This window comes from Streptomyces sp. NBC_01017 (genome assembly GCF_045162795.1).
Lineage (GTDB): Bacteria > Actinomycetota > Actinomycetes > Streptomycetales > Streptomycetaceae > Streptomyces > Streptomyces machairae.
In genome coordinates, this window is record NZ_CP108683.1 from 5,564,859 (window position 1) to 5,588,291 (window position 23,433).

Consider the following 23,433-nt stretch of genomic DNA (forward strand, 5'->3'; position numbering starts at 1 on the left):
CTCCCGACCTCATGATCAGTAGTGATTAGGGTCAACCCTAATTTGCGTGATCTTGTTAGCCAGGGGTACTTGATCGAACCGCTGTCGATTGGAGCGAAGACCCCCGGGCGCGCCTGCCGCCCCGGGTGGCGGGGCAGTGTGATGTGCGTCCGCTGCTTCCGCAAGGCGCTGGCCAAATATGGCTGAGCGCAACCGCCCCGCCCTCCGTACTGGAGGGCGGGGCGGTCTAGTCTTTTCAGGCGCCCCCTGCCGAGCTATGCGGCAGGGGGCACCCTTTCCGGTCGGAGGCCTCCCGAGCTCTCCGACCGGGCTTGTTCTGGGGCTGTGCGTCAGGTGGACGGGTGGGGGTCACGTCCGCCTCCCCAGCAGGCACTTTACCCACGCGTGGCCGGTTTTTGCAGGCAGTGGGAAGCGGTTCCACATTGCCTCCACAGGCAGTTCGACCACTCTTGTGCATTTATGCACCCGCTACTACCGGGTAGTTCAAGACAAAAAATCCGACCGGTCGCCCGCTTTTGAGGGGGGCCGTGGCGACGGTGCGTTATCGCGATGCTGCTGCCTGCATGTTCGGATGGACGTTCGATTACACTGCCAGGCAGGCTCCGGTCGGGCTCGGGAGGTTCCGGCCGGATGGCAGACACCCCCTGCCGCGTGAATCGGCAGGGGGTGCGCTGCAAGCGTAGACCGAGGGGCCGACATCGGCGCCGAGACGCTGACGTCCCCTCAAGCCGGAGAGGCTACGGGGTAGTAGCGGGGTACCAAGATCAACACATGTAGAAGCCCGGTAGATCCTGTGGATCTACCGGGCTTCTCACCTGGCACTATGCCGATGTGGGGCTAACAGGATTTGAACCTGTGGCCTCATCCTTATCAGGGATGCGCTCTAACCAACTGAGCTATAGCCCCGCCGCGCTCTGCGGTGTGTGTCCCGCGCGCTGACTCCTGAAGATTAGCGCACGACGTGGGCAGTCCCAAAATCGGTTGTCGGGGGACCGTCAGGAGAGGTTTGAAGCCGCCGTCGGGCGGCAACGGTCACTCGTCCTCCGCGAGCGTCAGCTCGACGCCGCCCACGAAGCCGGCGGAGAGGTTGTAGATGAACGCGCCGAGGGTCGCCAGCGCCGTCGCGAGGACGACGTCGATGACCGCGATGATCGACGTGAACATCAGGACGTGCGGCAGCGACAGGAAGGCCTGTAGGTCGAAGCCGTTCGACTCGTTCGAGCCGGTGGCCTCGGAGATCGTGCCGCCGACCGTCGAGAAGACGCCCATCGCGTCCATGACCATCCAGAGCACCGCGGACGCGACGATCGTGCAGATGCCCAGCGCGATGGAGAGCAGGAAGCTGACCTTCATCACCGACCACGGGTCGGCCTTGGCCACGCGCAGGCGCGCCTTGCGGGTGCGGGGCGTCGTACGGGCCCCGGTGCGCGGTCGGCGTACCGCGCTCTCCGGAGCGGGCGTCTGGTAGGCCTGCGGCGGGTGGTAGGGCCCGGCGGACTGCTGCGGCTGGCGTTCCCCGGGCAGCGGCGACGTGGACGGCGTGGAGGCCGCCTGCTGCGCCCTGGAGGGCTGCGGCTGGGGCTGGGGCTGAGCGCCCGGAGCCGAGCCCGCGCCCGCCGCGTACTGCTGGGTCTGCGAGCCTCGGGTGTCCGTCACAGGTCCCCCCTGGGATCCACGTGCGTCGGGCGAGGGCGAGCCCTTCGCGGGCGACTTGATCGCCTTCAGCTGGGTGGTGTGCGGGTCGTTCGCAGGCGCGGCGGAGCCACGGCCGCCGCCCGTATCCGAACCGGCCGTAGAACCGGTCGAGGTACCGGACGATCCGGCGCCCGTGGCTCCGCTCACGATGACTCTCTCCTCGTGCTACTCGGCCGAGGGCGTTACACCCTCGTCCGTGCCGGTGGTCGCGGCACCTTCGGCGATGTCGTCGACGACGATGTCGCCGTCGACCTCCTCCGCCTCGCGTCCCGCCTCGGCGTTACGAGCGATACCGACGACGGCATCGCGCTTGCCCAGGTTGATCAGTTGGACGCCCATGGTGTCACGGCCCGTCTCCCTGACCCCGTTGACTCGCGTACGAATCACACCGCCGCCCAGCGTGATGGCGAGGATCTCGTCGGCCTCCTCGACCACCAGCGCACCGACGAGGGAGCCGCGATCCTCGACGATCTTGGCGGCCTTGATGCCGAGGCCGCCGCGACCCTGGACGCGGTACTCGTCGACGGGAGTCCGCTTCGCGTACCCGCCGTCGGTGGCAGTGAACACGAACGTACCGGGTCGAACAACATTCATCGAGAGGAGCTCGTCTCCCTCGCGGAAGCTCATGCCCTTGACACCCGAGGTGGCGCGGCCCATGGGACGCAGTGACTCGTCGGTCGCGGTGAACCTGATCGACTGTGCCTTCTTGCTGATCAGAAGCAGATCGTCGTCGGCCGATACGAGTTCGGCACCGATCAGTTCGTCATCGGAACCGTCTGCCGTTTCCCGGAGGTTGATCGCGATCACACCACCGGAACGCGGCGAATCGTAATCCTTCAGAGGCGTCTTCTTCACCAGACCCCCCTTCGTGGCGAGCACCAGGTACGGCACCGCCTCGTAGTCGCGGATCGCGAGGATCTCGGCGATCGCCTCGTCCGGCTGGAAGGCCAGGAGGTTCGCGACGTGCTGCCCGCGCGCGTCACGGCCGGCGTCGGGGAGCTCGTACGCCTTCGCCCGGTAGACGCGGCCCTTGTTGGTGAAGAACAGCAGCCAGTGGTGGGTCGTCGAGACGAAGAAGTGGTCGACGATGTCGTCTTCCTTGAGCTTCGTGCCCCGTACGCCCTTGCCGCCGCGCTTCTGCGCCCGGTAGTCGACGGTCTTGGTGCGCTTGACGTAGCCGCCACGCGAGACCGTGACGACGATGTCCTCCTCGGCGATCAGGTCCTCGATGGACATGTCACCGTCGTAGGGCACCAGCATGGTCTTGCGGTCGTCGCCGTACTTCTCGACGATCGCGGCGAGTTCCGCGCTGACGATGCCGCGCTGGCGGACCGGCGAGGCCAGGATCTCGTTGTACTCGGTGATCTTCGTCTGGAGCTCGTCGTGCTCCTGGACGATCTTCTGGCGCTCCAGGGCAGCCAGTCGGCGCAGCTGCATCTCGAGGATGGCGTTGGCCTGGATCTCGTCGATCTCCAGGAGCCCCATCAGGCCCGTGCGCGCGATGTCGACGGTGTCACTGCGCCGGATCAGCGCGATGACCTCGTCGATGGCGTCCAGGGCCTTCAGCAGGCCGCGCAGGATGTGCGCCCGCTCCTCCGCCTTGCGCAGGCGGAACTTCGTACGACGGACGATGACCTCGATCTGGTGCGTCACCCAGTGGCGGATGAACGCGTCCAGGGAGAGCGTGCGCGGGACGCCGTCGACGAGCGCCAGCATGTTGGCGCCGAAGTTCGTCTGCAGGTCCGTGTGCTTGTAGAGGTTGTTGAGTACGACCTTGGCGACCGCGTCCCTCTTGAGCACGATGACGAGACGCTGACCGGTACGGGAGCTGGTCTCGTCCCGGACGTCCGCGATGCCGCCGATCTTGCCGTCCTTGACCAGGTCGGCAATCTTCTGGGCGAGATTGTCGGGGTTGGTCTGGTAAGGCAGTTCCGTGACCACCAGGCACTGGCGGTTCTGGATCTCCTCGACCTCGACGACCGCGCGCATGGTGATCGAGCCGCGGCCGGTCCGGTACGCCTCTTCGATGCCCTTGCGGCCGACCACGAGGGCGCCGGTCGGGAAGTCCGGGCCCTTGATGCGCTCGACGAGAGCGTCCAGGAGCTCCTCGTGCGAAGCCTCCGGGTTCTCCAGGTACCACTGGGCGCCGGACGCGACCTCGCGCAGGTTGTGCGGCGGGATGTTGGTCGCCATGCCGACCGCGATACCGGCCGAGCCGTTGATCAGCAGGTTCGGGAACCGCGCGGGAAGGACGGTCGGCTCCTGGGAGCGGCCGTCGTAGTTGTCCGTGAAGTCGACGGTCTCCTCGTCGATGTCGCGGACCATCTCCATCGACAGCGGCGCCATCTTGCACTCGGTGTAGCGCATGGCCGCCGCCGGGTCGTTGCCCGGAGAGCCGAAGTTGCCGTTGGAGTCCACCAGCGGCATCCGCATCGACCACGGCTGCGCGAGGCGGACCAGGGCGTCGTAGATCGAGGAGTCGCCGTGGGGGTGGTAGTTACCCATGACGTCGCCGACCACGCGCGCGCACTTGTAGAAGCCGCGCTCGGGGCGGTAGCCGCCGTCGTACATGGCGTACAGGACGCGTCGGTGGACGGGCTTGAGGCCGTCCCGGACGTCCGGGAGCGCACGCGAGACGATGACGGACATCGCGTAGTCGAGGTACGAACGCTGCATCTCCGTCTCGAGCCCGACGGGCTCGACGCGCAGGGCCAGGCCGTCGTCCTCAGGCGTGACGGGAGTGTTCTCGTCGGTCATTGCTGGTGAAGATCCTTCCTGGTTCGGTCAGCTGAGACCGACTCAGATATCGAGGAAGCGGACGTCCTTGGCATTGCGCTGGATGAACTGGCGACGGGCCTCGACGTCCTCGCCCATGAGGACCGAGAACAGGTCGTCGGCCTGGGCGGCGTCGTCGAGGGTGACCTGGCCGAGGACGCGGTGCTCCTGGTCCATGGTCGTGATGCGCAGTTCCTCGGCGTTCATCTCGCCGAGGCCCTTGAAGCGCTGGATCGAGTCCTCGCGGACGCGCTTGCCACGCTGACGGCCCATCTCAAGGAGCGCGTCGCGCTCACGGTCGGAGTACGCGTACTCGACCTCGTCCCGGCCCCACTTGATCTTGTACAGCGGGGGACGGGACAGGAACACGTGCCCGGCCTCGACCAGCGGCCGCATGAAGCGGAACAGGAAGGTCAGCAGCAGGGTGTTGATGTGCTGGCCGTCGACGTCGGCGTCCGCCATCAGGATGATCTTGTGATAGCGCAGCTTCTCGATGTCGAAGTCCTCGTGGACTCCGGTACCGAAGGCCGAGATCAGCGCCTGGATCTCCTGGTTCTGCAGGATCTTGTCGATCCGCGCCTTCTCGACGTTGAGGATCTTGCCTCGGATCGGGAGGATCGCCTGGTACTCCGGGTTACGGCCGGACTTGGCCGAGCCGCCGGCGGAGTCACCCTCGACGATGAAGATCTCGCACTTGATGGGGTCGTTCGACTGGCAGTCGGAGAGCTTGCCCGGCAGGGACGCGGTCTCCAGCAGGCCCTTGCGCCGCGTCAAGTCACGCGCCTTGCGGGCCGCCACGCGCGCGGTGGCCGCCTGGATGCCCTTGCGGATGATGTCCGCGGCCTCGACCGGATTGCGGTCCAGCCAGTCGTTGAGGTGCTCGTAGACGACCTTCTGCACGAAGGTCTTCACCTCGGTGTTGCCCAGCTTGGTCTTCGTCTGGCCCTCGAACTGCGGCTCGCTCAGCTTCACCGAGATGATCGCGGTCAGACCCTCGCGGATGTCGTCGCCCGTGAGGTTGTCGTCCTTCTCACGCAGCAGCTTCTTGTCACGCGCGTACTTGTTGATCAGCGAGGTCAGCGCCGCGCGGAAGCCCTCTTCGTGCGTGCCGCCCTCGTGCGTGTGGATGATGTTGGCGAAGGAGTAGACACCCTCGGTGTAGCCACCGTTCCACTGCATGGCGATCTCGAGGGACAGGTGCTTGTCCTTGTCCTCGGCCTCCAGGTCGATCACGGTGGGGTGCACCACTTCTCCCTTGCGGGAGTTGAGGTACTTCACGAAGTCGACGATGCCGCCCTCGTAGTGGTACGAGACGTGCTTGACCTCGTGCTTCTCGTCCTCGCCCGCCTCGTCCGCACCGGCGGTGGCCTTCGCCGACTCACGCTCGTCGGTGAGGTTGATGCGCAGGCCCTTGTTGAGGAACGCCATCTCCTGGAAGCGCCGCGACAGCGTCTCGAAGGAGTACTCGGTGGTCTCGAAGATGTCCGGGTCGGCCCAGAAGGTGACCGAGGTGCCGTGCTCGTCCGTCGCCTCGTGCTGGGCAAGCGGGGCCGTCGGGACGCCCAACTTGTAGTCCTGCGTCCAGCGGTGGCCGTCGGTCTTGATCTCGACGGAGACCTTGGTAGACAGGGCGTTCACGACGGAGACGCCCACGCCGTGCAGACCGCCGGAGACCGCGTAGCCGCCGCCGCCGAACTTTCCGCCCGCGTGCAGGACCGTCAGCACGACCTCGACGGCCGGCTTGCCCTCGGAGGGCACGATGCCTACCGGGATGCCTCGGCCGTTGTCGACGACGCGCACGCCGCCGTCGGCAAGGATCGTGACGTCGATCGTGTCCGCGTGGCCGGCCAGCGCCTCGTCGACGGAGTTGTCGACGACCTCCTGCACGAGGTGGTGCAGGCCGCGCTCGCCGGTCGAACCGATGTACATACCGGGTCGCTTGCGGACCGCGTCCAGACCCTCGAGGACGGTGATGGCGCTGGCGTCGTACGAGGCGGTGACCTCGCCGTTCGACGAGGTGACCGCGCCGTTGGCGCCGGCGTCGGTGGACGGGATGTTCTCGTTGGGGTTGCCGGAATCGGCCACGAAGCGCCCTTTCTGGCACAGCACAAGCCAGGCTCGTCGGCGGGTTGCCGGAGCGGCTGCGGCATGTTGCGTTGGTAAGCCTTGATCAGCGTTGCTCAGCTTTTCCCGGACGGTCCCCACGAGTGGGGCGGGATTGGGCTCCAGTCTACCGGTAGCGCCGACAGTGATGGGGGTTTGCCGGTACCTGAGTCCGCATGTGCCGCCCTGAACCCGGCTCGGCCGACTCCCGATATACGGATGGGGTCTCCAAGAGGCTCACGGAGCCACTCAGCGCTTCCGGCCGTCAACCCTTGGCTACTTCGGAGTCAGGTCGCGATTCGCAACCGCGTGCGGTTGCACGAGGAGGAGGTCGCCGGCAGCACTTCGCGACCGCCGATGACTGCTGATGTGATGTCGGTCACCTGCGGCCGACGGGGCTGTGGGGACTGCTGTGACGGCGGCTCGGGAAGCCCCTTCACGCGCGGCCCCGCCGGTCCGATCACCCGTAGGTGTCGCCGGGCCCCGTGCTGCCGGGAGCGCGCAGCGGACCGTAACGGCGGGCCGGGCCGCCGGGACCCTGCACCTTGATCTGCCGCACGGCGCCGTGCCCGAGGTCCTCGTTGAGGCGGGCGACCAGCGTCGGCGCGAGCAGCCGCAGGTTCGTCGCCCAGGCCGTCGAGTCGCAGCGCACGATCAGGGTCCGCTCGTCCTCGTCGTACTTCTCCGGCACGCAGTGCTTGGCGACGTCCTCGCCGACGATCTGCGGCCAGCGGCCCATCACCCCGCCCACCGCGGCCGGGGCCTCCCAGCCCCGCTCAGTGATCAAGCGGTTGATGGCGGAGCCGAGCGCCATGGGGTCGCGGCCGTCTGCCCGCGCACCGGAGCGCAGGCCGCCGCGCCGCGCCTGCTTCTTCTGCTGCGCCGCGTCGCCACGCGCGCGTGCCTGCTCCTTGGCCGCCCTGAGCGCCACGCGCGCGAGGTCGACGCCGGAGGGTTCGGGGGTCTTCCTGGGGGAGCTCTCGTTGTCGTTCGCGGACGGGTTCTCGCTCATACGCGCTCCACCGTCCCCCCGGACACCGTGTACCGCGCCCCCGCCAGCACGTGCGGTACGTCGTCGTCGACGGCGGCGGTCACCAGGACCTGCTCGCCGGGCGCGACCAGCTCGGCCAGGCGCTCACGGCGCCGGCTGTCCAGCTCGGCGAACACGTCGTCCAGGACCAGCACCGGTTCGTTGCCCTCGGCCCGCAGCAGGTCGTACGACGCCAGGCGCAGCGCCAGCGCAAAGGACCAGGACTCGCCGTGCGAGGCGTATCCCTTGGCGGGCAGCTGACCGAGTTTGAGAAGCAAATCGTCCCGATGAGGCCCTACGAGGGTGACGCCGCGCTCGATCTCCTGCTTGCGTGCCTCTTCGAGCGCCGCCATCAGCTGCTCGTAGAGGTCCTCGCGGGTATGCGCCTCGCCGGGAGCGGACGGCTTGTAGTCGAGCGCGATGGGGCCGCCGCCGGGGGCCAGTTGCTCGTACGCCTTGTCGGCCAGCGGCTGGATCGTCGCGATCAGGTCCAGGCGCTGGGCGAGCAACTCGGCGCCCGCGCGGGCGAGATGCTGGTCCCAGACGTCGAGGGTCGACAGGTCCATGGAACGGCCACCGTGCCGACGGGCCAGCGCGGCCGACTTCAGGAGCGTGTTGCGCTGCTTGAGGACCCGCTCGTAGTCGGAGCGGACGCCGGCCATGCGCGGAGAGCGGGCGGTGATCAGCTCGTCCAGGAAACGGCGCCGCTCGCCGGGGTCTCCCTTGACCAGGGAGAGGTCCTCCGGGGCGAACAGGACGGTCCGTACGATGCCAAGCACATCACGGGGTCTGACCTGCGAGGACCTGTTGATGCGGGCCCGGTTCGCCTTGCCGGGGTTCAGCTCCAGCTCGACCAGCTGCTGCCGCTCACCCTGCCGCACCTGCGCCCGGATGACCGCCCGGTCGGCGCCCATGCGCACGAGGGGGGCGTCGGAGGCGACCCGATGGCTGCCGAGGGTGGCGAGATAGCCGATGGCCTCGACGAGGTTGGTCTTGCCCTGGCCGTTGGGTCCGACGAATGCGGTGACGCCCGGGTCGAGCGGGACTTCGACCCGGGCGTACGAGCGGAAGTCGGCCAGCGACAGATGCGTGACGTGCATGGTCGTTCGCCGACCTCCCCCAACATGTGGTTCGACTGTCCCCAGTTGTGGACAACCGGGTCACTCCTGAGGGTGCCAGGGTGCCATCCCCAGGGTGTGGACTACTTTCTCCGGTCTCCGACGGGCACTTCCGCCCCGACGGTCACTTGTGCTCCACCCGTCACTTCTTCTCGACCGCGTGGCCGCCGAACTGGTTCCGCAGCGCCGCGATCATCTTCATCTGCGGGGAGTCGTCCTGGCGGGACGCGAACCGCGCGAACAGCGACGCGGTGATCGCGGGGAGCGGCACCGCGTGGTCGATGGCTGCTTCCACAGTCCAGCGTCCCTCGCCGGAGTCCTGTGCATAACCCCTGAGCTTGTCCAGGTGCTCGTCCTCGTCGAGGGCGTTCACCGCGAGGTCCAGCAGCCAGGAACGGATCACCGTGCCCTCCTGCCAGGAACGGAAGATCTCCCGGACGTCGGTCACGGAGTCGACCTTCTCCAGCAGCTCCCAGCCCTCGGCATAGGCCTGCATCATCGCGTACTCGATCCCGTTGTGGACCATCTTCGCGAAGTGCCCCGCGCCGACCTTGCCGGCGTGTACAGCGCCACGGTCGCCCTCCGGCTTGAGGGCGTCGAATATGGGCTGCACCTTGGCGACGTTCTCCGCGTCGCCGCCGTACATCAGCGCGTAGCCGTTCTGCAGGCCCCAGACGCCGCCGGAGACGCCGCAGTCGACGAATCCGATGCCCTTGGCCGCCAGCTCCTCGGCGTGCCGCTCGTCGTCCGTCCAGCGGGAGTTCCCGCCGTCGACCACGACGTCACCGGGCTCCAGCAGCTCGGCGAGCTCGTCGATGGTCGACTGGGTCGGGGCACCTGCCGGGACCATCACCCAGATCACGCGCGGCCCGGGGAGCTTGCCCACAAGCTCTTCCAGGCTGTGGGCATCCGCGAGGTCCGGGTTGCGGTCGTATCCGACGACGGTGTGGCCTGCGCGGCGGATCCGCTCGCGCATGTTGCCGCCCATCTTGCCGAGGCCGACGAGACCGAGCTCCATCAGTTGTTCCTTAGGTTGCTGTGGCGTGTGGGGCACCTTCGTACCCGCGTACGAGCCTAAACCCGGACGCACGCGCACATCCGTGGGCATAGGCGCTCATACGTACGCCCTTACCTGCGGCTTCGTCCGACAGCTCGTCCCCAGGTCCGGTGATCCACCGTGCCTGGGGACGCTGTGGACAACCGCGGCGCCGACCTCTGCAGCCGCTCAGCCGCTCAGCCGCACCGGCATGATCAGGTACTTGTAGGCCTCGTCCGCCTCGGCGTCCAGCGCCGGCTTGCCGCTGAGCAGCGCGGGCTTCGTGGACGTCGTGAAGGACAGCTGGGCGACCGGGGAGTCGATGGCGCTCAGGCCGTCCAGCAGGAAGGTCGGGTTGAAGGCGATCGACACGTCGTCGCCCTCCAGCTGGGCGTCGACCCTTTCCACAGCCTGTGCGTCGTCGCTGGAACCGGCCTCCAGGATGAGCACGCCCTGCTCGAAGCTGAGCCGCACCGGGGTGTTGCGCTCGGCGACCAGGGCCACGCGCTTGACGGCCTCCACGAAGGGGGCGGTCTCGATCACGGCGACGCTGTTGAACTCCGTCGGGAACAGCGAGCGGTACTTGGGAAGGTCACCCTCCAGGAGACGCGTCGTCGTCCGGCGGCCGGCGCCCTCGAAACCGATCAGGCCCTCGCCGGCGCCCGAGCCGGACAGAGCCAGGATGACGCTGTCGCCGCTCGTGAGCGCCTTGGCGGTGTCCAGGAGCGTCTTTGCGGGCACCAGGGCGACCGCGGACGCCTCCGGGTTCTCCGGCTTCCACAGGAACTCGCGGACCGCGAAGCGGTAGCGGTCGGTGGAGGCCAGCGTGACGGTGTCGCCCTCGATCTCGATGCGCACACCGGTGAGGACGGGCAGCGTGTCGTCGCGGCCGGCGGCGATGGCCACCTGGGCGGCGGCGGAGGCGAAGACCTCACCGGGGACGGTGCCGGTGGCGGTCGGCATCTGCGGCAGCGCCGGGTACTCCTCCACAGGCAGGGTGTGGAGTGTGAACCGCGAGGAGCCGCAGACCACGGTCGCCCGTACACCGTCTGTGGAAATCTCCACCGGTCGGTTGGGGAGAGCGCGGCAGATGTCGGCCAGCAGGCGGCCGGAGACCAGGACCGTGCCCTCCTCCTCGACCTCGGCCTCGACGCTCACCCGCGCGGAGACCTCGTAGTCGAAGCTGGACAGGCTCAGCTGGCCGTCCTCGGCCTTGAGGAGGAGGCCGGCGAGGACAGGCGCCGGCGGACGGGCCGGGAGGCTGCGTGCCGCCCAGGCCACTGCCTCCGCGAGTACGTCGCGTTCCACCCGGATCTTCACTGTTGCCGCCTCCTGCTGTTGCCGGCGCTTCTCGGCCTGCCTGGCTTCGTCGTCTGTCTCGGTGTCGTCGGCCCCCAGTGAGGGGAAGGACACCGGGAACAGTCTGACGCACCCCACTGACAGTAGGTGCCTCTCGGGGTCAAGTCGTGACGAGGGGCAGCCGGGAGCCGGACAGCGAGTTGTGCACAGGACCCACTTCGAAACGGATTCCCAGCTCTCTCTAGTTGGGAGTAGTAGTAGGGCCTGTGGAAACGGTGGATAACCGTGTTTGCCCAGCTCAGAGCCAAGATTTTGTCCACGGACCCTGTGGGCGACGGCAGTGGACAACCAGGCGTATCTGTGGAGAACGGAAAGTTCTGCACACCCCATGCACAGCCTGAGGCGACTTCTCCCCAGCGCCGTCCCCAGCTTTACCCACCTTTCCCACAGGCCAACCCGGCACCTTCGTGTGACGCCTTTCACTCGCGCCGGTGAGAAGGCGCGTCGCGTTGCCGAACAGTGGACAGTGATGTGGAGAAGCTGGGGATCGCTGGGGACAACTGGCCCCGGCCTGTGGGTTGCCGGTGGACAACTTGATGCACAGCCTGTGGATCGTCTCGCTGTCCACAGTCTGTGGAGATCGTTCGTCCACGAATCCACAGGCAGTTGACCTGGTCTGATGGTCTTTCAACAGCGGCCTCTGTGGACACAGTCTGGACAACTTCCCAGTCCCCAGGATGTGGACGGCGGAAAGTCACCGAATCTGTGGAGAGTGGCCGTAACCCGGCAAGTATTCGAACAGCCGACAACCGCGACATGACGAAGGGCGCCCCCGATGTCTTCCACCGGGGGCGCCCTTGCGTGCGTACAGCTGGGTCCGTCAGCCGTTTTTGATGCGGTTCGTGAGCTCGGTGACCTGGTTGTAGATGGCGCGTCGCTCGGCCATCAGATTGCGGATCTTGCGGTCGGCGTGCATCACCGTGGTGTGGTCGCGGCCGCCGAACAGCGCGCCGATCTTCGGCAGCGACAGGTCGGTCAGCTCACGGCACAGGTACATGGCGATCTGCCGGGCCGTGACCAGCTGGCGGCCGCGGGAGCTGCCGCACAGGTCCTCGACGGTGAGACCGAAGTAGTCGGCCGTGGCGCTCATGATGGCCGTCGAGGTGATCTCCGGCGTCGCGCCGTCACCGCCCGGGATCAGGTCCTTGAGGACGATCTCCGTCAGACCCAGATCGACCGGCTGCTTGTTGAGCGAGGCGAACGCCGTCACCCGGATCAGCGCGCCCTCCAGCTCGCGGATGTTGCGCGAGATGCGGGAGGCGATGAACTCCAGCACCTCCGGGGGGGCGTTGAGCTGCTCCTGCACCGCCTTCTTGCGCAGGATCGCGATGCGCGTCTCCAGCTCGGGCGGCTGGACGTCGGTGATCAAGCCCCACTCGAAACGGTTCCGCAGCCGGTCCTCCAGCGTGACCAGCTGCTTGGGCGGCCGGTCGCTGGACAGCACGATCTGTTTGTTGGCGTTGTGGAGCGTGTTGAACGTGTGGAAGAACTCCTCCTGCGTCGACTCCTTGTCCGCGAGGAACTGGATGTCGTCGACGAGCAGGATGTCCATCTCGCGGTAGCGCTTGCGGAAGCTGTCGCCCTTGCCGTCGCGGATGGAGTTGATGAACTCGTTGGTGAACTCCTCCGAGCTCACGTACCGCACGCGCGTGCCGGAGTACAGGCTCCGCGCGTAGTGCCCGATCGCGTGCAGCAGGTGCGTCTTGCCGAGCCCCGACTCCCCGTAGATGAAGAGGGGGTTGTACGCCTTCGCCGGCGCCTCGGCGACGGCGACCGCGGCCGCGTGCGCGAAGCGGTTGGAGGCGCCGATGACGAACGTGTCGAAGAGGTACTTCGGGTTCAGGCGCGCGGTCGGCTCACCGGGCCCGGGCGCCGGCGCGGGCTGCGCTGCCAGCGGTCCGGGGGCTCCGGTGGTCGGCAGGTTCGCGCCGACGGGGCCGCCGCGGTGCACATGGCCGGAGCCGGAGGGCGGCTCGGACCGGTCGCGGCGGGCGTCGAGGCCCCGGCGGGCGTCCAGGTCACGCCGGGCGTCCAGGTCACGCCGGGCGTCGCGGTCGTAGTCCGGCCGCTGCTGCTCGTAGTCGGGGCGGTGCCCGTCGTACGACGACCGCTCCATCGGCTGCGGGCGGTAGTCCTGGGAGGGCGGGCCGTAGGAGTCCTGTTGGTACGAGTCCTGGCCGTAGGAGTCCTGCGACGGCGACGCGTACGGGTCCCGCTCCGGGAAGCCGAGCCGCTGCTGCTGCCAGCCGTACTCGTCCTGGCTCGGGCGCGGCCAGCTGCCGGGGCCGGGCTCGGGGCGCTGGTACTCGCTCGGGTAGGCCGGGCGGGCGGTGGGCAGCTGGTCGCCGGGTCGCTGGTCGTCGGCGCGGTGGCGGCCGTAGCCCTCGTACGAGGGGAGTTCGGGCTCCTCGTAACGCGGCTGGGGCGGAGCGGGTGGCGCCGGGGGCTCGCCGGCGGAGTCGTCGACGGTGATCGCGATGCGGATCGGACGACCGCACTCGCGGCTCAGAGTCTCGCTGACGATGGGGGCCAGGCGGCCCTCCAGTACGCCTTTCGCAAATTCGTTCGGCACGGCGAGCAGGGCGGTGTCGGCGACCAGCGCGAGCGGCTGGCAGCGTCGGATCCAGTGCTCGTCCTTCACCTCGACACCCTGACCGCGACCTTCACCGAGGAGTTGCTCGAGTACTCGTGGCCACACTGCGGCAAGATCGGCAGGTACGTCAGCCACAGGGCACGCTCTCTCACGGGTCCCACGAACGTGTGATTGTGGGACGGGTCGGGATTCAAACCGGGCGGAGCCCGAATCAAGGGGACAAGGGAACGAATCGGAGTTCAGTCACGGTAGTCAGGGCGGTGGGTGCGGTTCAAGTTGTTGTCCCCAGGCTGTGGATAGTGTCTCCTAGTGACCTCTGGTTTGACCGGATGGCGTAGCCGCGCGTACCGTAACCAGGTCGAGTTGTCGATGGCTGCTGCCGCCTGCCTCCGATGGGCCAGATCGCGTCAAGGTGATCGGTAAGCGGTGCACTCGGGCGTTAACGCGAGCTACTCGTGGGCGCACGGTGACAGCCAGGACGGCACCCGCAAACCCCGATTTATTTCTGGAGCCCCCGAGTGAGCAAGCGCACCTTCCAGCCGAACAACCGTCGTCGTGCCAAGACCCACGGCTTCCGTCTGCGGATGCGCACCCGTGCCGGCCGCGCGATTCTGGCGAACCGCCGCAGCAAGGGTCGCGCCAGCCTGTCCGCCTGATCCCGATCAGGTCATGACGTCGTGCTGCCTACCGAGCATCGGCTGAGGCGGCGCGAGGACTTCGCGACCGCGGTACGACGAGGACGCCGGGCTGGACGCCCGACTCTCGTCGTCCACTTTCGTAGCGGTGCCACGGACCCGCACGCGCCTGGGGAGAGCGCTCCCCCGACGCGTGCGGGTTTCGTCGTGAGCAAGGCAGTGGGTGGCGCGGTCGTGCGGAACAAGGTGAAGCGCAGGCTTCGCCATCTGATGCGCGACCGAGTCGACCAGCTGCCCCCCGGTAGCCTGGTAGTCGTACGAGCGCTGCCCGGTGCGGGTGACGCGGACCATGCACAGCTGGCCCAAGACCTGGACGCCGCTCTGCAGCGGCTGCTGGGAGGGGGCGCGCGATGAAGTACCCACTGCTGGCCCTGATCAAGCTGTACCAGTGGACGATCAGTCCACTGCTCGGGCCGGTCTGCAAGTACTACCCGTCGTGCTCCCACTACGGCTACACCGCCATCGACAGGCACGGTGCGATCAAGGGCACCGCGCTCACCGCCTGGCGCATCCTGCGGTGCAACCCGTGGTCGCTGGGCGGTGTGGACCATGTCCCGCCACGCAAGCGCCCGCGGTGGCACGAGCTGCTGCGCAACGCGTGGCGCGCACGCAAGGGCGGGCCCTCCGCCGCCGAAACGGCCACCGAGGACAATGTTCCTTCGAGCCCGGCCGCAGAGACCCCGTCCCATGCCCAAGGAGCATGATTAGTGGACACGATTGCCAGCTTCTTCAGCTTCATCACGACACCTGTCTCCTGGGTCATCGTCCAGTTCCACACGGTGTACGGCGCCATCTTCGGCGATAACACCGGGTGGGCCTGGGGCCTGTCCATCGTGTCCCTGGTGATTCTGATCCGTATCTGCCTGATCCCGCTCTTTGTGAAGCAGATCAAGGCGACCCGGGCCATGCAGACGCTGCAGCCCGAGATGAAGAAGATCCAAGAGCGCTACAAGAACGACAAACAGCGCCAGTCCGAAGAGATGATGAAGCTGTACAAGGAGACGGGCACCAACCCGCTCTCCTCGTGCCTTCCCATCCTGGCGCAGTCGCCGTTCTTCTTCGCCCTGTACCACGTGCTCAACAGCATCGCGAACAACGACACCGTCGGTGTCATCAACGAGAGCCTGCTGGAGAGCGCGCAGAAGGCGCACATCTTCGGTGCTCCGCTGGCCGCGAAGTTCACCGACAGCAGCTCGGACGTCGCGGCGCTCGACGCCACTCTGACCACGGTCCGCATCGTCACCGCGGTCATGATCGTCCTGATGTCGGCGTCGCAGTTCTACACGCAGCGCCAGCTGATGACGAAGAACGTCGACACCACGGTGAAGACGCCGTTCATGCAGCAGCAGAAGATGCTGATGTACATCTTCCCGGTCATGTTCGCCGTCTTCGGCATCAACTTCCCGGTCGGTGTCCTCGTCTACTGGCTGACCACCAACGTGTGGACCATGGGCCAGCAGATGTATGTCATCCGCAACAACCCGACCCCGGGTTCCAAGGCGCAGTCCGCGTACCTGGAGCGTCTGACCAAGCACGTCACGCAGCACGGGAAGACCCGTGGTCGCGGTGAGCGCGCCATCGTCAAGGCCATCGTCGCCAAGGGCCGCGACCGCAATGAGTTCGAGCGCAAGTTCATCAACGGTCTGAGCAAGGCGGGTCTGGCGGCGCAGGCCGACGGCACCGTGCTGAAGGGCGAGGGCACAGTCGCCACAGTGGCCGAGGACGGTACGCCGGCCACCGCTGCTGCCCCCAAGCGGCAGCAGCCGAAGCGGCAGAGCAAGTCCCAGCGTCAGCACGGCGGTCCCAAGCAGGCCGGTGAGCCGACGATGTCCCTGGAGAAGTCCGAGGAGCCCGAGGACGAAAAGCCTGGTGCTGCCAAGAAGACCGCGCAGAAGTCCGGCAGCGGTGGCGGCCGTAGCAAGGCCCAGTCCGGGCAGCGCAAGGGCGGTCCGCAGCGCCCCAAGTCCCCGACCAAGAAGTAAGAAGGAGCCCATCCCGTGACGGAAGGCACCACCTCCGCTGCTGCCGAGGGTGCAGACACCCTGTCCCGCCTGGAGCAGGAGGGCGAAATCGCGGCGGACTACCTCGAGGGTCTGCTCGACATCGCCGATCTCGATGGCGACATCGACATGGACGTCGAGGCCGACCGCGCCGCTGTATCGATCATCAGCGACTCGGGCGGTCGAGACCTGCAGAAGCTGGTCGGGCGTGACGGCGAGGTGCTGGAGGCACTGCAGGAGCTCACGCGTCTGGCCGTGCACCGGGAGACCGGGGACCGCAGCAGGCTCATGCTGGACGTCGCGGGCTACCGGGCCAAGAAGCGTGCCGAGCTCTCCGAGCTGGGTGCCAAGGCCGCCGCCGAGGTCAGGAGCACGGGCGAGCCCGTGAAGCTGAATCCGATGTCGCCGTTCGAGCGCAAGGTCGTGCACGACGCGGTCAAGTCCGCGGGCCTGCGCAGCGAGTCCGAGGGCGAGGAACCACAGCGGTTCGTCGTTGTGCTTCCCGCCTGATCGGTCCCCTACGTTCCCCCGGCCCCGTCTGCGCGCAGGCGGGGCCGAACTTTGTCAGCCTGAATAGTTGTGGTGGTTCTGGTGCCGGCGCTTTCTGCGTCGGCGCGAACGGAAGGACGGTCCCCCGTGACGGAGGCAGCGGAGCTTCCCCCTGTGCCCGAGCAGGCACGTGAGGTGTTCGGCGATCGCTACGGTGATGCGGTCCGCTATGCCGAACTGCTCGCCGAAGCGGGTGTGCAGCGCGGCCTGATCGGCCCACGAGAGGTGCCTCGCCTGTGGGAGCGGCATCTACTGAACTGCGCAGTGCTCTCCGAGGTCGTCCCGGAGGGCGTGATGGTGTGCGACGTCGGCTCGGGCGCGGGCCTGCCCGGGATCCCCCTGGCGCTGGTCCGGGAAGACCTGAAGATCACGTTGCTGGAACCCCTGTTGCGACGGACGAACTTCCTGACGGAGGTCGTGGAGCTGCTCGGGCTGGACCACGTGACGGTCGTCCGTGGCCGTGCCGAGGAGGTCATGGGCAAGATGCCGCCGGTGCATGTGGTGACCGCGCGTGCGGTGGCACCGCTGGACCGCCTTGCGACCTGGGGCATTCCGCTGCTGCGGCCATACGGCGAGATGCTCGCCCTCAAGGGCGACACCGCCGAGGAGGAGCTGAAGAGCGCTGCGACGGCGCTGAGCAAGCTCGGTGCTGTGGAGACGTCGATCCTGCATGTGGGCGAGGGAGTGGTGGATCCGATGTCCACCGTCGTCCGTGTGGAGGTCGGGGAGAGCCCGGGAGGTGTGCGTTTCGCAGCGAAGCGTGCGAAGGCGGCCCGGACGACCCGGGCACGGCGCAGGCGCTGACGGAGGCGGGGCGCCGCGTATCGAATTCTACGCAAAAGAGGTGCCCTTTCCCGGGGGATTACCCCCGGGAAAGGGCACCTCTTTTTTATGCGTTTCCGGACCTCTGTTAACAGACCCGAATCTACCGGTTGACGCAGTAGTCCGAGCTGAGGGAGATGGAGCGGCAGACCTTCTTGATGGTCACCGTGCCGCCGTCACCACTGTAGGTCGTGGTGCCCTTGCCCTTCTTGTTCCACAGGGTGAAGATCTTGCTGCCGTGGCCGCTGCGCGTGTACTGCACGTAGACCTCGTTGCCGTCGTCGCCGAGGTCCTTGACGGCAGCAACGCCCTTGTCAGCGCTGGTGCGGTACCCGTGTCCCCAGATGGCCTTGACGTCCTGGTCGGCGAAGGCCGGCGTGGTGGCGCTCAGCATTCCGATGCCGATAATTACGGCAGCCGTGCGCGCGACATTCCTGCTCTTCATGGTGCTCCCCGTAATGTCTTTCTTTTGGTCAATGCTCAACGAAGCGGAAAGCGCGCGAATGTACTACCCCGTAAATGGCTTCCGGGATTGGTCGACGCCCGGTGCCCCCCGTTTCATTTCACACCCTACCTCGTTAATCCTTCGTCGAAATTCTCCCGATAAATACCTTGAGGTGTATTTGGGTTGCACGGCGTGGGGCGTTTCTACCTGAAAGATCGTTATCGTCCCATCATGCGTGGGGGTGGCGGCTGTGGCGGAGGTCTCATGCGCGGCCGCCTGAACGGTGGCGGTGACGCCCAGTCGGCACTCAGAGTGCACTCCGCAAAAGGGTACAAAACTACTCAAGGTGGAGTGTCGTGGAGCATTTCCGGATGGCGCTGGCATCGTGTTTCACGTGAAACGTCGCTCACTGCTTCACGGCATCATCAGCCGCAGCCGCGCTGCCGAACCTCGAGACAGGAAGCCCCTCGGTTCTCTCGGAGAAGGTGATTCCGACGACACTCCGTCCCCCGTGGGGGGCACGGAGTTGTCCACAGAGGTGGATTTCTCCACAGAACAACAGGCCTCACTGGTTCACGACCCCGAAGGCATGGGAGGCTCTGTTCATTGCGAGCCTGAAGTCGAGGAGAGTGAATCCTTGCGGTCCGACGCCAACATCGCGGGACCGATGACCGATCCGGTCCCCGGTCCCCGTACCGAGTCGATGGGGGAGGATGTTTCACGTGAAACACCGCCCCCGATGGACGACACTCCCATCGGTCGTGCTGCCCAACTGGCGGTGGAAGCTCTAGGTCGCGCCGGCGAGGGCCTGCCACGGCCCGAGCAGACCCGCGTCATGGTGGTCGCCAACCAGAAGGGGGGCGTGGGCAAGACGACGACGACCGTCAATCTTGCCGCGTCGCTGGCTCTGCATGGTGGCCGTGTGCTGGTCATCGATCTCGACCCGCAGGGCAATGCCTCCACCGCCCTGGGGATCGATCATCACGCAGAAGTTCCGTCGATCTATGACGTGTTGGTCGAGAGCAAGCCGCTGTCGGAGGTCGTCCAGCCGGTCCCTGATGTCGAGGGTCTCTTCTGTGCCCCGGCCACGATCGATCTCGCCGGTGCGGAGATCGAGCTGGTCTCCTTGGTGGCACGCGAAAGCCGACTGCAGCGGGCGATCCAGGCTTACGACCAGCCGCTGGACTACATCCTCATCGACTGCCCGCCCTCGCTCGGCCTGTTGACGGTCAACGCGCTCGTCGCTGGGCAGGAGGTCCTGATCCCGATCCAGTGCGAGTACTACGCGCTGGAGGGCCTCGGCCAGCTGTTGCGCAACGTCGACCTGGTGCGGGGGCACCTCAACCCCGCTCTGCACGTCTCGACGATCCTGCTCACCATGTACGACGGCCGGACGCGGCTCGCGTCCCAGGTCGCGGACGAGGTGCGCAGCCACTTCGGCGACGAGGTGCTGCGGACGAGCATTCCTCGCTCGGTCCGTATCTCCGAGGCGCCGAGCTACGGGCAGACCGTGCTGACCTACGATCCAGGATCGAGCGGTGCCTTGTCGTATCTTGAGGCGGCAAGAGAAATCGCGCTGAAGGGCGTTGGCGTCAGTTACGACCCGACCAACGCCCACTTCGGCGCCCAGAACAACCCGAGCATGGCGGAGGGGATCCAGTGAGCGAGCGACGGAGGGGTTTGGGTCGTGGTCTCGGCGCACTGATCCCTGCTGCACCGACGGAGAAGACGGTGCCCCCGGCAGCGATGGGTGGCGCTTCTTCCGCGTCCTCGGCTGCTGTACCGGTGCTGAGCGACCGTGGCGTGGCCGCGGCCAAGGTGGCCACGCTGCCGCCTGTTTCACATGAAACCGAGGAGCCTTCGCTCAACGGTGCCGTGGAGACCCCCGCGTCTCCCATGGGCGCCCACTTCGCGGAGATCCCCCTCGACGAGATCACGCCGAACCCGCGGCAGCCGCGTGAGGTCTTCGACGAGGACGCACTGCAGGAACTCGTCACCTCCATCCAGGAGGTCGGCCTCCTCCAGCCGATCGTCGTACGGCAGATCGGCCCCGCACGGTACGAGCTCATCATGGGTGAGCGACGCTGGCGGGCCTGCCGTGAGGCCGGCCTTGAGGCGATCCCGGCGATCGTGCGGGCGACGGACGACGAGAAGCTTCTCCTGGACGCCCTCCTGGAGAACCTGCACCGTGCTCAGCTGAACCCGATCGAAGAAGCGGCCGCCTACGATCAGCTGCTGAAGGACTTCAACTGCACGCACGACCAGCTGGCGGACCGTATCGGCCGTTCCCGCCCGCAGGTCTCCAACACTCTGCGTCTGCTGAAGCTCTCGCCCAAGGTCCAGAACCGGGTGGCCGCCGGTGTGCTCTCCGCCGGCCATGCGCGGGCGCTTCTCTCCGTGGATGACTCCGAGGAGCAGGAGCGGCTGGCCTACCGGGTGGTCGCTGAAGGTCTCTCGGTTCGGTCCGTCGAAGAGATCGTGACTCTGATGGGCTCCCGCCCGCAGAAGGCCCAGCGCTCCAGGGGGCCGCGGGCCGGCTCCGTGCCCTCCCCGGCGCTGTCCGACCTCGCGACCCGGCTCTCGGACCGCTTCGAGACACGGGTGAAGGTCGAACTGGGCCAGAAGAAGGGCAAGATCACTGTCGAGTTCGCCTCCCCGGAGGACCTTGAGCGAATCCTCACCACGTTTGCTCCGGGTGAGAAGCTCGCTCTCCAGAAGAGTCTTCTGGAAGGCGACGCGGAGGAGGACGAGGCCTGAGGCCCTGCAGGCCGGCTTCCTACCCAGCGTGCCCATGCGGGCCGTGTCCGGTGTGTACCGGAACACGGCCCGCACTTTGCTTTCTGGCGGTATCGATGGAATCGCATCGTGGATACGATGCGTTCGGGTATGGCGCATCCACCTGGCAGACCTCTAAGGGGAGGGCGGGGTCCATGCGAATGGTGAGCCGCACCGGATTGGTGAGCGCGGGTCTTGGGCTGGGCGCGGTCGGCGGATTCGTCGGCAGCCTGCTCAGGGAACGGAGCGCCCTGACAGCCGCTCGCGATGCCGCGGGCGAAGGAAGCGAGGAACAGCCTTCATGGGGCGACGGCTCGTACCGCTCACGCTGGACAACCTTCCGGACCTTCCCAAGCGCTGCCGCGCGTGTGTCTTCTGGGAGTTGGACCCGGTCAGCGGTGAAGCCGCGGTAAGAGCCGGCACGCCGGCGCTGGAGAAGGAAGCCTGGATCTCAGCTGTCCTGCTGGACTGGGGCTCCTGCGGTCGGGTCGTCTATGTCGACGACGTACCGGTGGGCTTCGTGCTCTATGCGCCTCCGGCTTACGTCCCGCGCTCGACTGCGTTCCCCACGAGTCCCGTGTCGCCCGATGCCGTGCAGTTGATGACGGCGTTCATCATGCCCGGGTACCAGGGACAGGGGCTGGGCCGAGTGATGGTCCAGACAGTCGCCAAAGATCTGCTGCGACGGGGCTTCAAGGCCATCGAGGCCTTCGGCGACGCGCGTTGGAAAGAGCCGGCATGTGTGCTGCCGGCAGATCATCTCCTGGCCGTGGGCTTCAAGACCGTTCGCCCGCATCCCACCTCTCCACGTCTGCGGCTGGAACTGCGGACGACGCTGTCCTGGAAGGAAGACGTGGAGATGGCGATCGACCGGCTACTGGGGGCCGTGCAGAAGGAACCCGTACTGCGGCCTCTCTGACCGCTGCTCTGGGCCCCTCTCAAAGCAAATGGGCCAACCCGAGGGGGTTGGCCCATTCGTGTTTCACGTGAAACATCACTCGGCGATGAAGTCCTCGAGGTCGCGGATGATTGCGGCCTTCGGCTTCGCGCCGACGATGGTCTTGGCGACCTCGCCGTTGTGGTAGACGTTCAGCGTCGGGATGGACATGACGCCGTACTTGGCGGCCGTACCCGGGTTCTCGTCAATGTTGAGCTTGACGATCTCGATCTTGTCGCCGTGCTCGGCGGCGATGGCCTCGAGGGACGGCGCGATCTGGCGGCACGGACCGCACCAGGCGGCCCAGAAGTCCACCAGGACGGGCTTCTCGCTCTTGAGGACGTCCTGCTCGAAGGAGTCGTCGGTCACGTTCTTCAGGGTGCCGGCCACGGCGGGCTCCTTAACTGTGGTGCGTGGGATGGGTGGAGGTCAGACAGCGGTCTTCTCGGGCTCGGCCTGCTCCTCGTCCGAGAGGGCGGCGAGGAAGCGCTCGGCGTCCAGGGCGGCGGAACAGCCTGTACCGGCCGCAGTGATCGCCTGACGGTAGGTGTGGTCGACCACGTCGCCGGCGCCGAAGACACCGGTCAGGTTGGTGCGGGTGGAGGGGGCTTCGACCTTGAGGTAGCCCTCCTCGTCCAGCTCCAGTTGGCCCTTGAACAGCTCGGTGCGCGGGTCGTGGCCGATCGCGATGAACAGGCCGGTGACCGCCAGGTCCGACAGCTCGCCGGTCTTGAGGTTGCGTAGCTTCAGGCCGGAGAGCTTCTGCTCGCCCTGAACCTCGGCCACCTCGCTGTCCCAGACGAACTTGATCTTCGGGTCGGCGAAGGCACGGTCCTGCATCGCCTTCGAGGCGCGCAGGGTGTCACGACGGTGGACGATCGTCACGGACTTGGCGAAGCGGGAGAGGAAGGTGGCCTCCTCCATCGCGGTGTCGCCGCCGCCGATCACGGCAATGTCCTGGTCCTTGAAGAAGAAGCCGTCGCAGGTCGCACACCAGGAGACGCCGCGGCCGGAGAGGGCGTCCTCGTTCGGCAGACCGAGCTTGCGGTGCTGAGAGCCGGTGGCGACGATGACGGCCTTCGCCCGGTGGACGGTGCCCGCGGTGTCGGTGACGGTCTTGATCTCACCGCTCAGGTCGACGTTGACGATGTCGTCCGGGATGAGCTCGGCTCCGAAGCGCTCTGCCTGGCCGCGCATGTTGTCCATGAGCTCGGGGCCCATGATGCCGTCCTGGAAGCCCGGGAAGTTCTCGACTTCGGTCGTGTTCATGAGCGCACCGCCAGCGGTGACGGCTCCCTCGAACACGAGCGGCTTCAGCGACGCGCGCGCGGTGTAGAGCGCCGCCGTGTAACCGGCGGGCCCGGAGCCGATGATGATCACGTTACGGACATCGCTCACGGCTTGATTCCTCGTCTCTGGACTGCGTCGAAGGGCCGGGGGGAGTCCCTTTCAGGACTCTCACCCCACCCAACGGATCCTAAGGGGCGCGCATTCCCGCTGT

The 23,433-nt window shown here is 67.0% G+C and carries 20 protein-coding genes and 1 tRNA gene; 9 read left to right on the forward strand and 12 right to left on the reverse strand.

The features are described from left to right. Positions 1 to 832: 832 nt before the first annotated feature. From OG331_RS25525 to dnaA, 9 genes are all read right to left on the reverse strand, one after another. Positions 833 to 906 (reverse strand) — tRNA-Ile (locus OG331_RS25525). Between the two features lie 126 nt (positions 907 to 1,032). Then, the gene (locus OG331_RS25530) at positions 1,033 to 1,842 is read right to left on the reverse strand and encodes a DUF3566 domain-containing protein (RefSeq protein ID WP_406200203.1); all 810 of its coding nucleotides are present in this window, start codon (positions 1,840 to 1,842) and stop codon (positions 1,033 to 1,035) included. A gap of 18 nt (positions 1,843 to 1,860) precedes the next feature. After that, positions 1,861 to 4,452: a DNA gyrase subunit A gene (gene gyrA, locus OG331_RS25535; protein WP_406200205.1), complete on the reverse strand. Its 2,592-nt coding sequence runs from the start codon at positions 4,450 to 4,452 to the stop codon at positions 1,861 to 1,863. 42 nt (positions 4,453 to 4,494) lie between these two features. Next, positions 4,495 to 6,555 carry a DNA topoisomerase (ATP-hydrolyzing) subunit B gene (gene gyrB, locus OG331_RS25540; RefSeq protein WP_383234903.1) on the reverse strand — a complete coding sequence of 687 codons (2,061 nt, stop codon included), beginning with the start codon at positions 6,553 to 6,555 and terminating at the stop codon, positions 4,495 to 4,497. 478 nt (positions 6,556 to 7,033) lie between these two features. Beyond that, positions 7,034 to 7,585, reverse strand: coding sequence for a DUF721 domain-containing protein (locus OG331_RS25545; RefSeq protein ID WP_406200207.1), 552 nt, complete (start codon positions 7,583 to 7,585; stop codon positions 7,034 to 7,036). Then, positions 7,582 to 8,703, reverse strand: coding sequence for a DNA replication/repair protein RecF (gene recF / locus OG331_RS25550; protein ID WP_406200210.1), 1,122 nt, complete (start codon positions 8,701 to 8,703; stop codon positions 7,582 to 7,584). Before recF ends, OG331_RS25545 begins: the two co-directional genes overlap by 4 nt. A gap of 160 nt (positions 8,704 to 8,863) precedes the next feature. Further along, positions 8,864 to 9,739: a phosphogluconate dehydrogenase (NAD(+)-dependent, decarboxylating) gene (gene gnd, locus OG331_RS25555; protein ID WP_362385980.1), complete on the reverse strand. Its 876-nt coding sequence runs from the start codon at positions 9,737 to 9,739 to the stop codon at positions 8,864 to 8,866. A 207-nt stretch (positions 9,740 to 9,946) separates the two neighbouring features. Then, entirely contained in the window at positions 9,947 to 11,077 is a 1,131-nt protein-coding gene (gene dnaN / locus OG331_RS25560) for a DNA polymerase III subunit beta (RefSeq protein ID WP_328884390.1), read from the reverse strand. Positions 11,078 to 11,936: 859 nt separating this feature from the next. Continuing rightward, the gene (dnaA, locus tag OG331_RS25565; protein WP_406200212.1) at positions 11,937 to 13,844 is read right to left on the reverse strand and encodes a chromosomal replication initiator protein DnaA; all 1,908 of its coding nucleotides are present in this window, start codon (positions 13,842 to 13,844) and stop codon (positions 11,937 to 11,939) included. A gap of 383 nt (positions 13,845 to 14,227) precedes the next feature. Between dnaA and rpmH the strand changes: the two genes are divergently transcribed. The 6 genes from rpmH to rsmG all read left to right on the forward strand — a co-directional run bounded on the left by rpmH (position 14,228) and on the right by rsmG (position 17,757). After that, positions 14,228 to 14,365: a 50S ribosomal protein L34 gene (rpmH, locus tag OG331_RS25570; protein ID WP_005482975.1), complete on the forward strand. Its 138-nt coding sequence runs from the start codon at positions 14,228 to 14,230 to the stop codon at positions 14,363 to 14,365. A 21-nt stretch (positions 14,366 to 14,386) separates the two neighbouring features. Further along, entirely contained in the window at positions 14,387 to 14,758 is a 372-nt protein-coding gene (rnpA, locus tag OG331_RS25575; RefSeq protein WP_383608304.1) for a ribonuclease P protein component, read from the forward strand. Further along, positions 14,755 to 15,108, forward strand: coding sequence for a membrane protein insertion efficiency factor YidD (yidD, locus tag OG331_RS25580; protein WP_328426094.1), 354 nt, complete (start codon positions 14,755 to 14,757; stop codon positions 15,106 to 15,108). The genes rnpA and yidD overlap by 4 nt, the downstream gene beginning before the upstream one ends. A 3-nt stretch (positions 15,109 to 15,111) precedes the next feature. Continuing rightward, a complete protein-coding gene (yidC, locus tag OG331_RS25585; RefSeq protein WP_406200216.1) occupies positions 15,112 to 16,386 on the forward strand; it encodes a membrane protein insertase YidC in 1,275 nt (424 codons plus the stop codon). Positions 16,387 to 16,401: 15 nt separating this feature from the next. Continuing rightward, positions 16,402 to 16,914 carry a protein jag gene (locus OG331_RS25590; RefSeq protein WP_406200218.1) on the forward strand — a complete coding sequence of 171 codons (513 nt, stop codon included), beginning with the start codon at positions 16,402 to 16,404 and terminating at the stop codon, positions 16,912 to 16,914. A gap of 126 nt (positions 16,915 to 17,040) precedes the next feature. Beyond that, on the forward strand, positions 17,041 to 17,757 hold the full coding sequence (rsmG, locus tag OG331_RS25595; RefSeq protein ID WP_406200220.1) for a 16S rRNA (guanine(527)-N(7))-methyltransferase RsmG: 717 nt from the start codon (positions 17,041 to 17,043) through the stop codon (positions 17,755 to 17,757). Positions 17,758 to 17,878: 121 nt separating this feature from the next. On the opposite strand, the gene OG331_RS25600 is transcribed toward rsmG, so the two are convergent. Continuing rightward, complete coding sequence (locus OG331_RS25600; protein ID WP_369272168.1) at positions 17,879 to 18,220, reverse strand: hypothetical protein; 342 nt, start codon at positions 18,218 to 18,220, stop codon at positions 17,879 to 17,881. Between the two features lie 589 nt (positions 18,221 to 18,809). On the opposite strand from OG331_RS25600, the gene OG331_RS25605 reads away from it, so the two are divergent. The 3 genes from OG331_RS25605 (at position 18,810) to OG331_RS25615 (ending at position 21,914) form a co-directional block, all read left to right on the forward strand. Then, the gene (locus OG331_RS25605; RefSeq protein ID WP_406210264.1) at positions 18,810 to 19,883 is read left to right on the forward strand and encodes a ParA family protein; all 1,074 of its coding nucleotides are present in this window, start codon (positions 18,810 to 18,812) and stop codon (positions 19,881 to 19,883) included. Continuing rightward, positions 19,880 to 20,977, forward strand: coding sequence for a ParB/RepB/Spo0J family partition protein (locus OG331_RS25610; protein ID WP_406200223.1), 1,098 nt, complete (start codon positions 19,880 to 19,882; stop codon positions 20,975 to 20,977). The genes OG331_RS25605 and OG331_RS25610 overlap by 4 nt, the downstream gene beginning before the upstream one ends. 319 nt (positions 20,978 to 21,296) lie before the next feature. Further along, positions 21,297 to 21,914, forward strand: a complete 618-nt coding sequence (locus tag OG331_RS25615) for a GNAT family N-acetyltransferase (protein ID WP_406200225.1) — start codon at positions 21,297 to 21,299, stop codon at positions 21,912 to 21,914. A gap of 75 nt (positions 21,915 to 21,989) precedes the next feature. Here OG331_RS25615 and trxA read toward each other — a convergent pair whose 3' ends face one another. Together trxA and trxB are read right to left on the reverse strand one after the other, a co-directional pair. Continuing rightward, positions 21,990 to 22,322: a thioredoxin gene (gene trxA, locus OG331_RS25620; RefSeq protein ID WP_328880530.1), complete on the reverse strand. Its 333-nt coding sequence runs from the start codon at positions 22,320 to 22,322 to the stop codon at positions 21,990 to 21,992. Between the two features lie 39 nt (positions 22,323 to 22,361). Continuing rightward, the gene (gene trxB / locus OG331_RS25625) at positions 22,362 to 23,330 is read right to left on the reverse strand and encodes a thioredoxin-disulfide reductase (RefSeq protein WP_362385967.1); all 969 of its coding nucleotides are present in this window, start codon (positions 23,328 to 23,330) and stop codon (positions 22,362 to 22,364) included. Between the last annotated feature and the right edge of the window lie 103 nt (positions 23,331 to 23,433).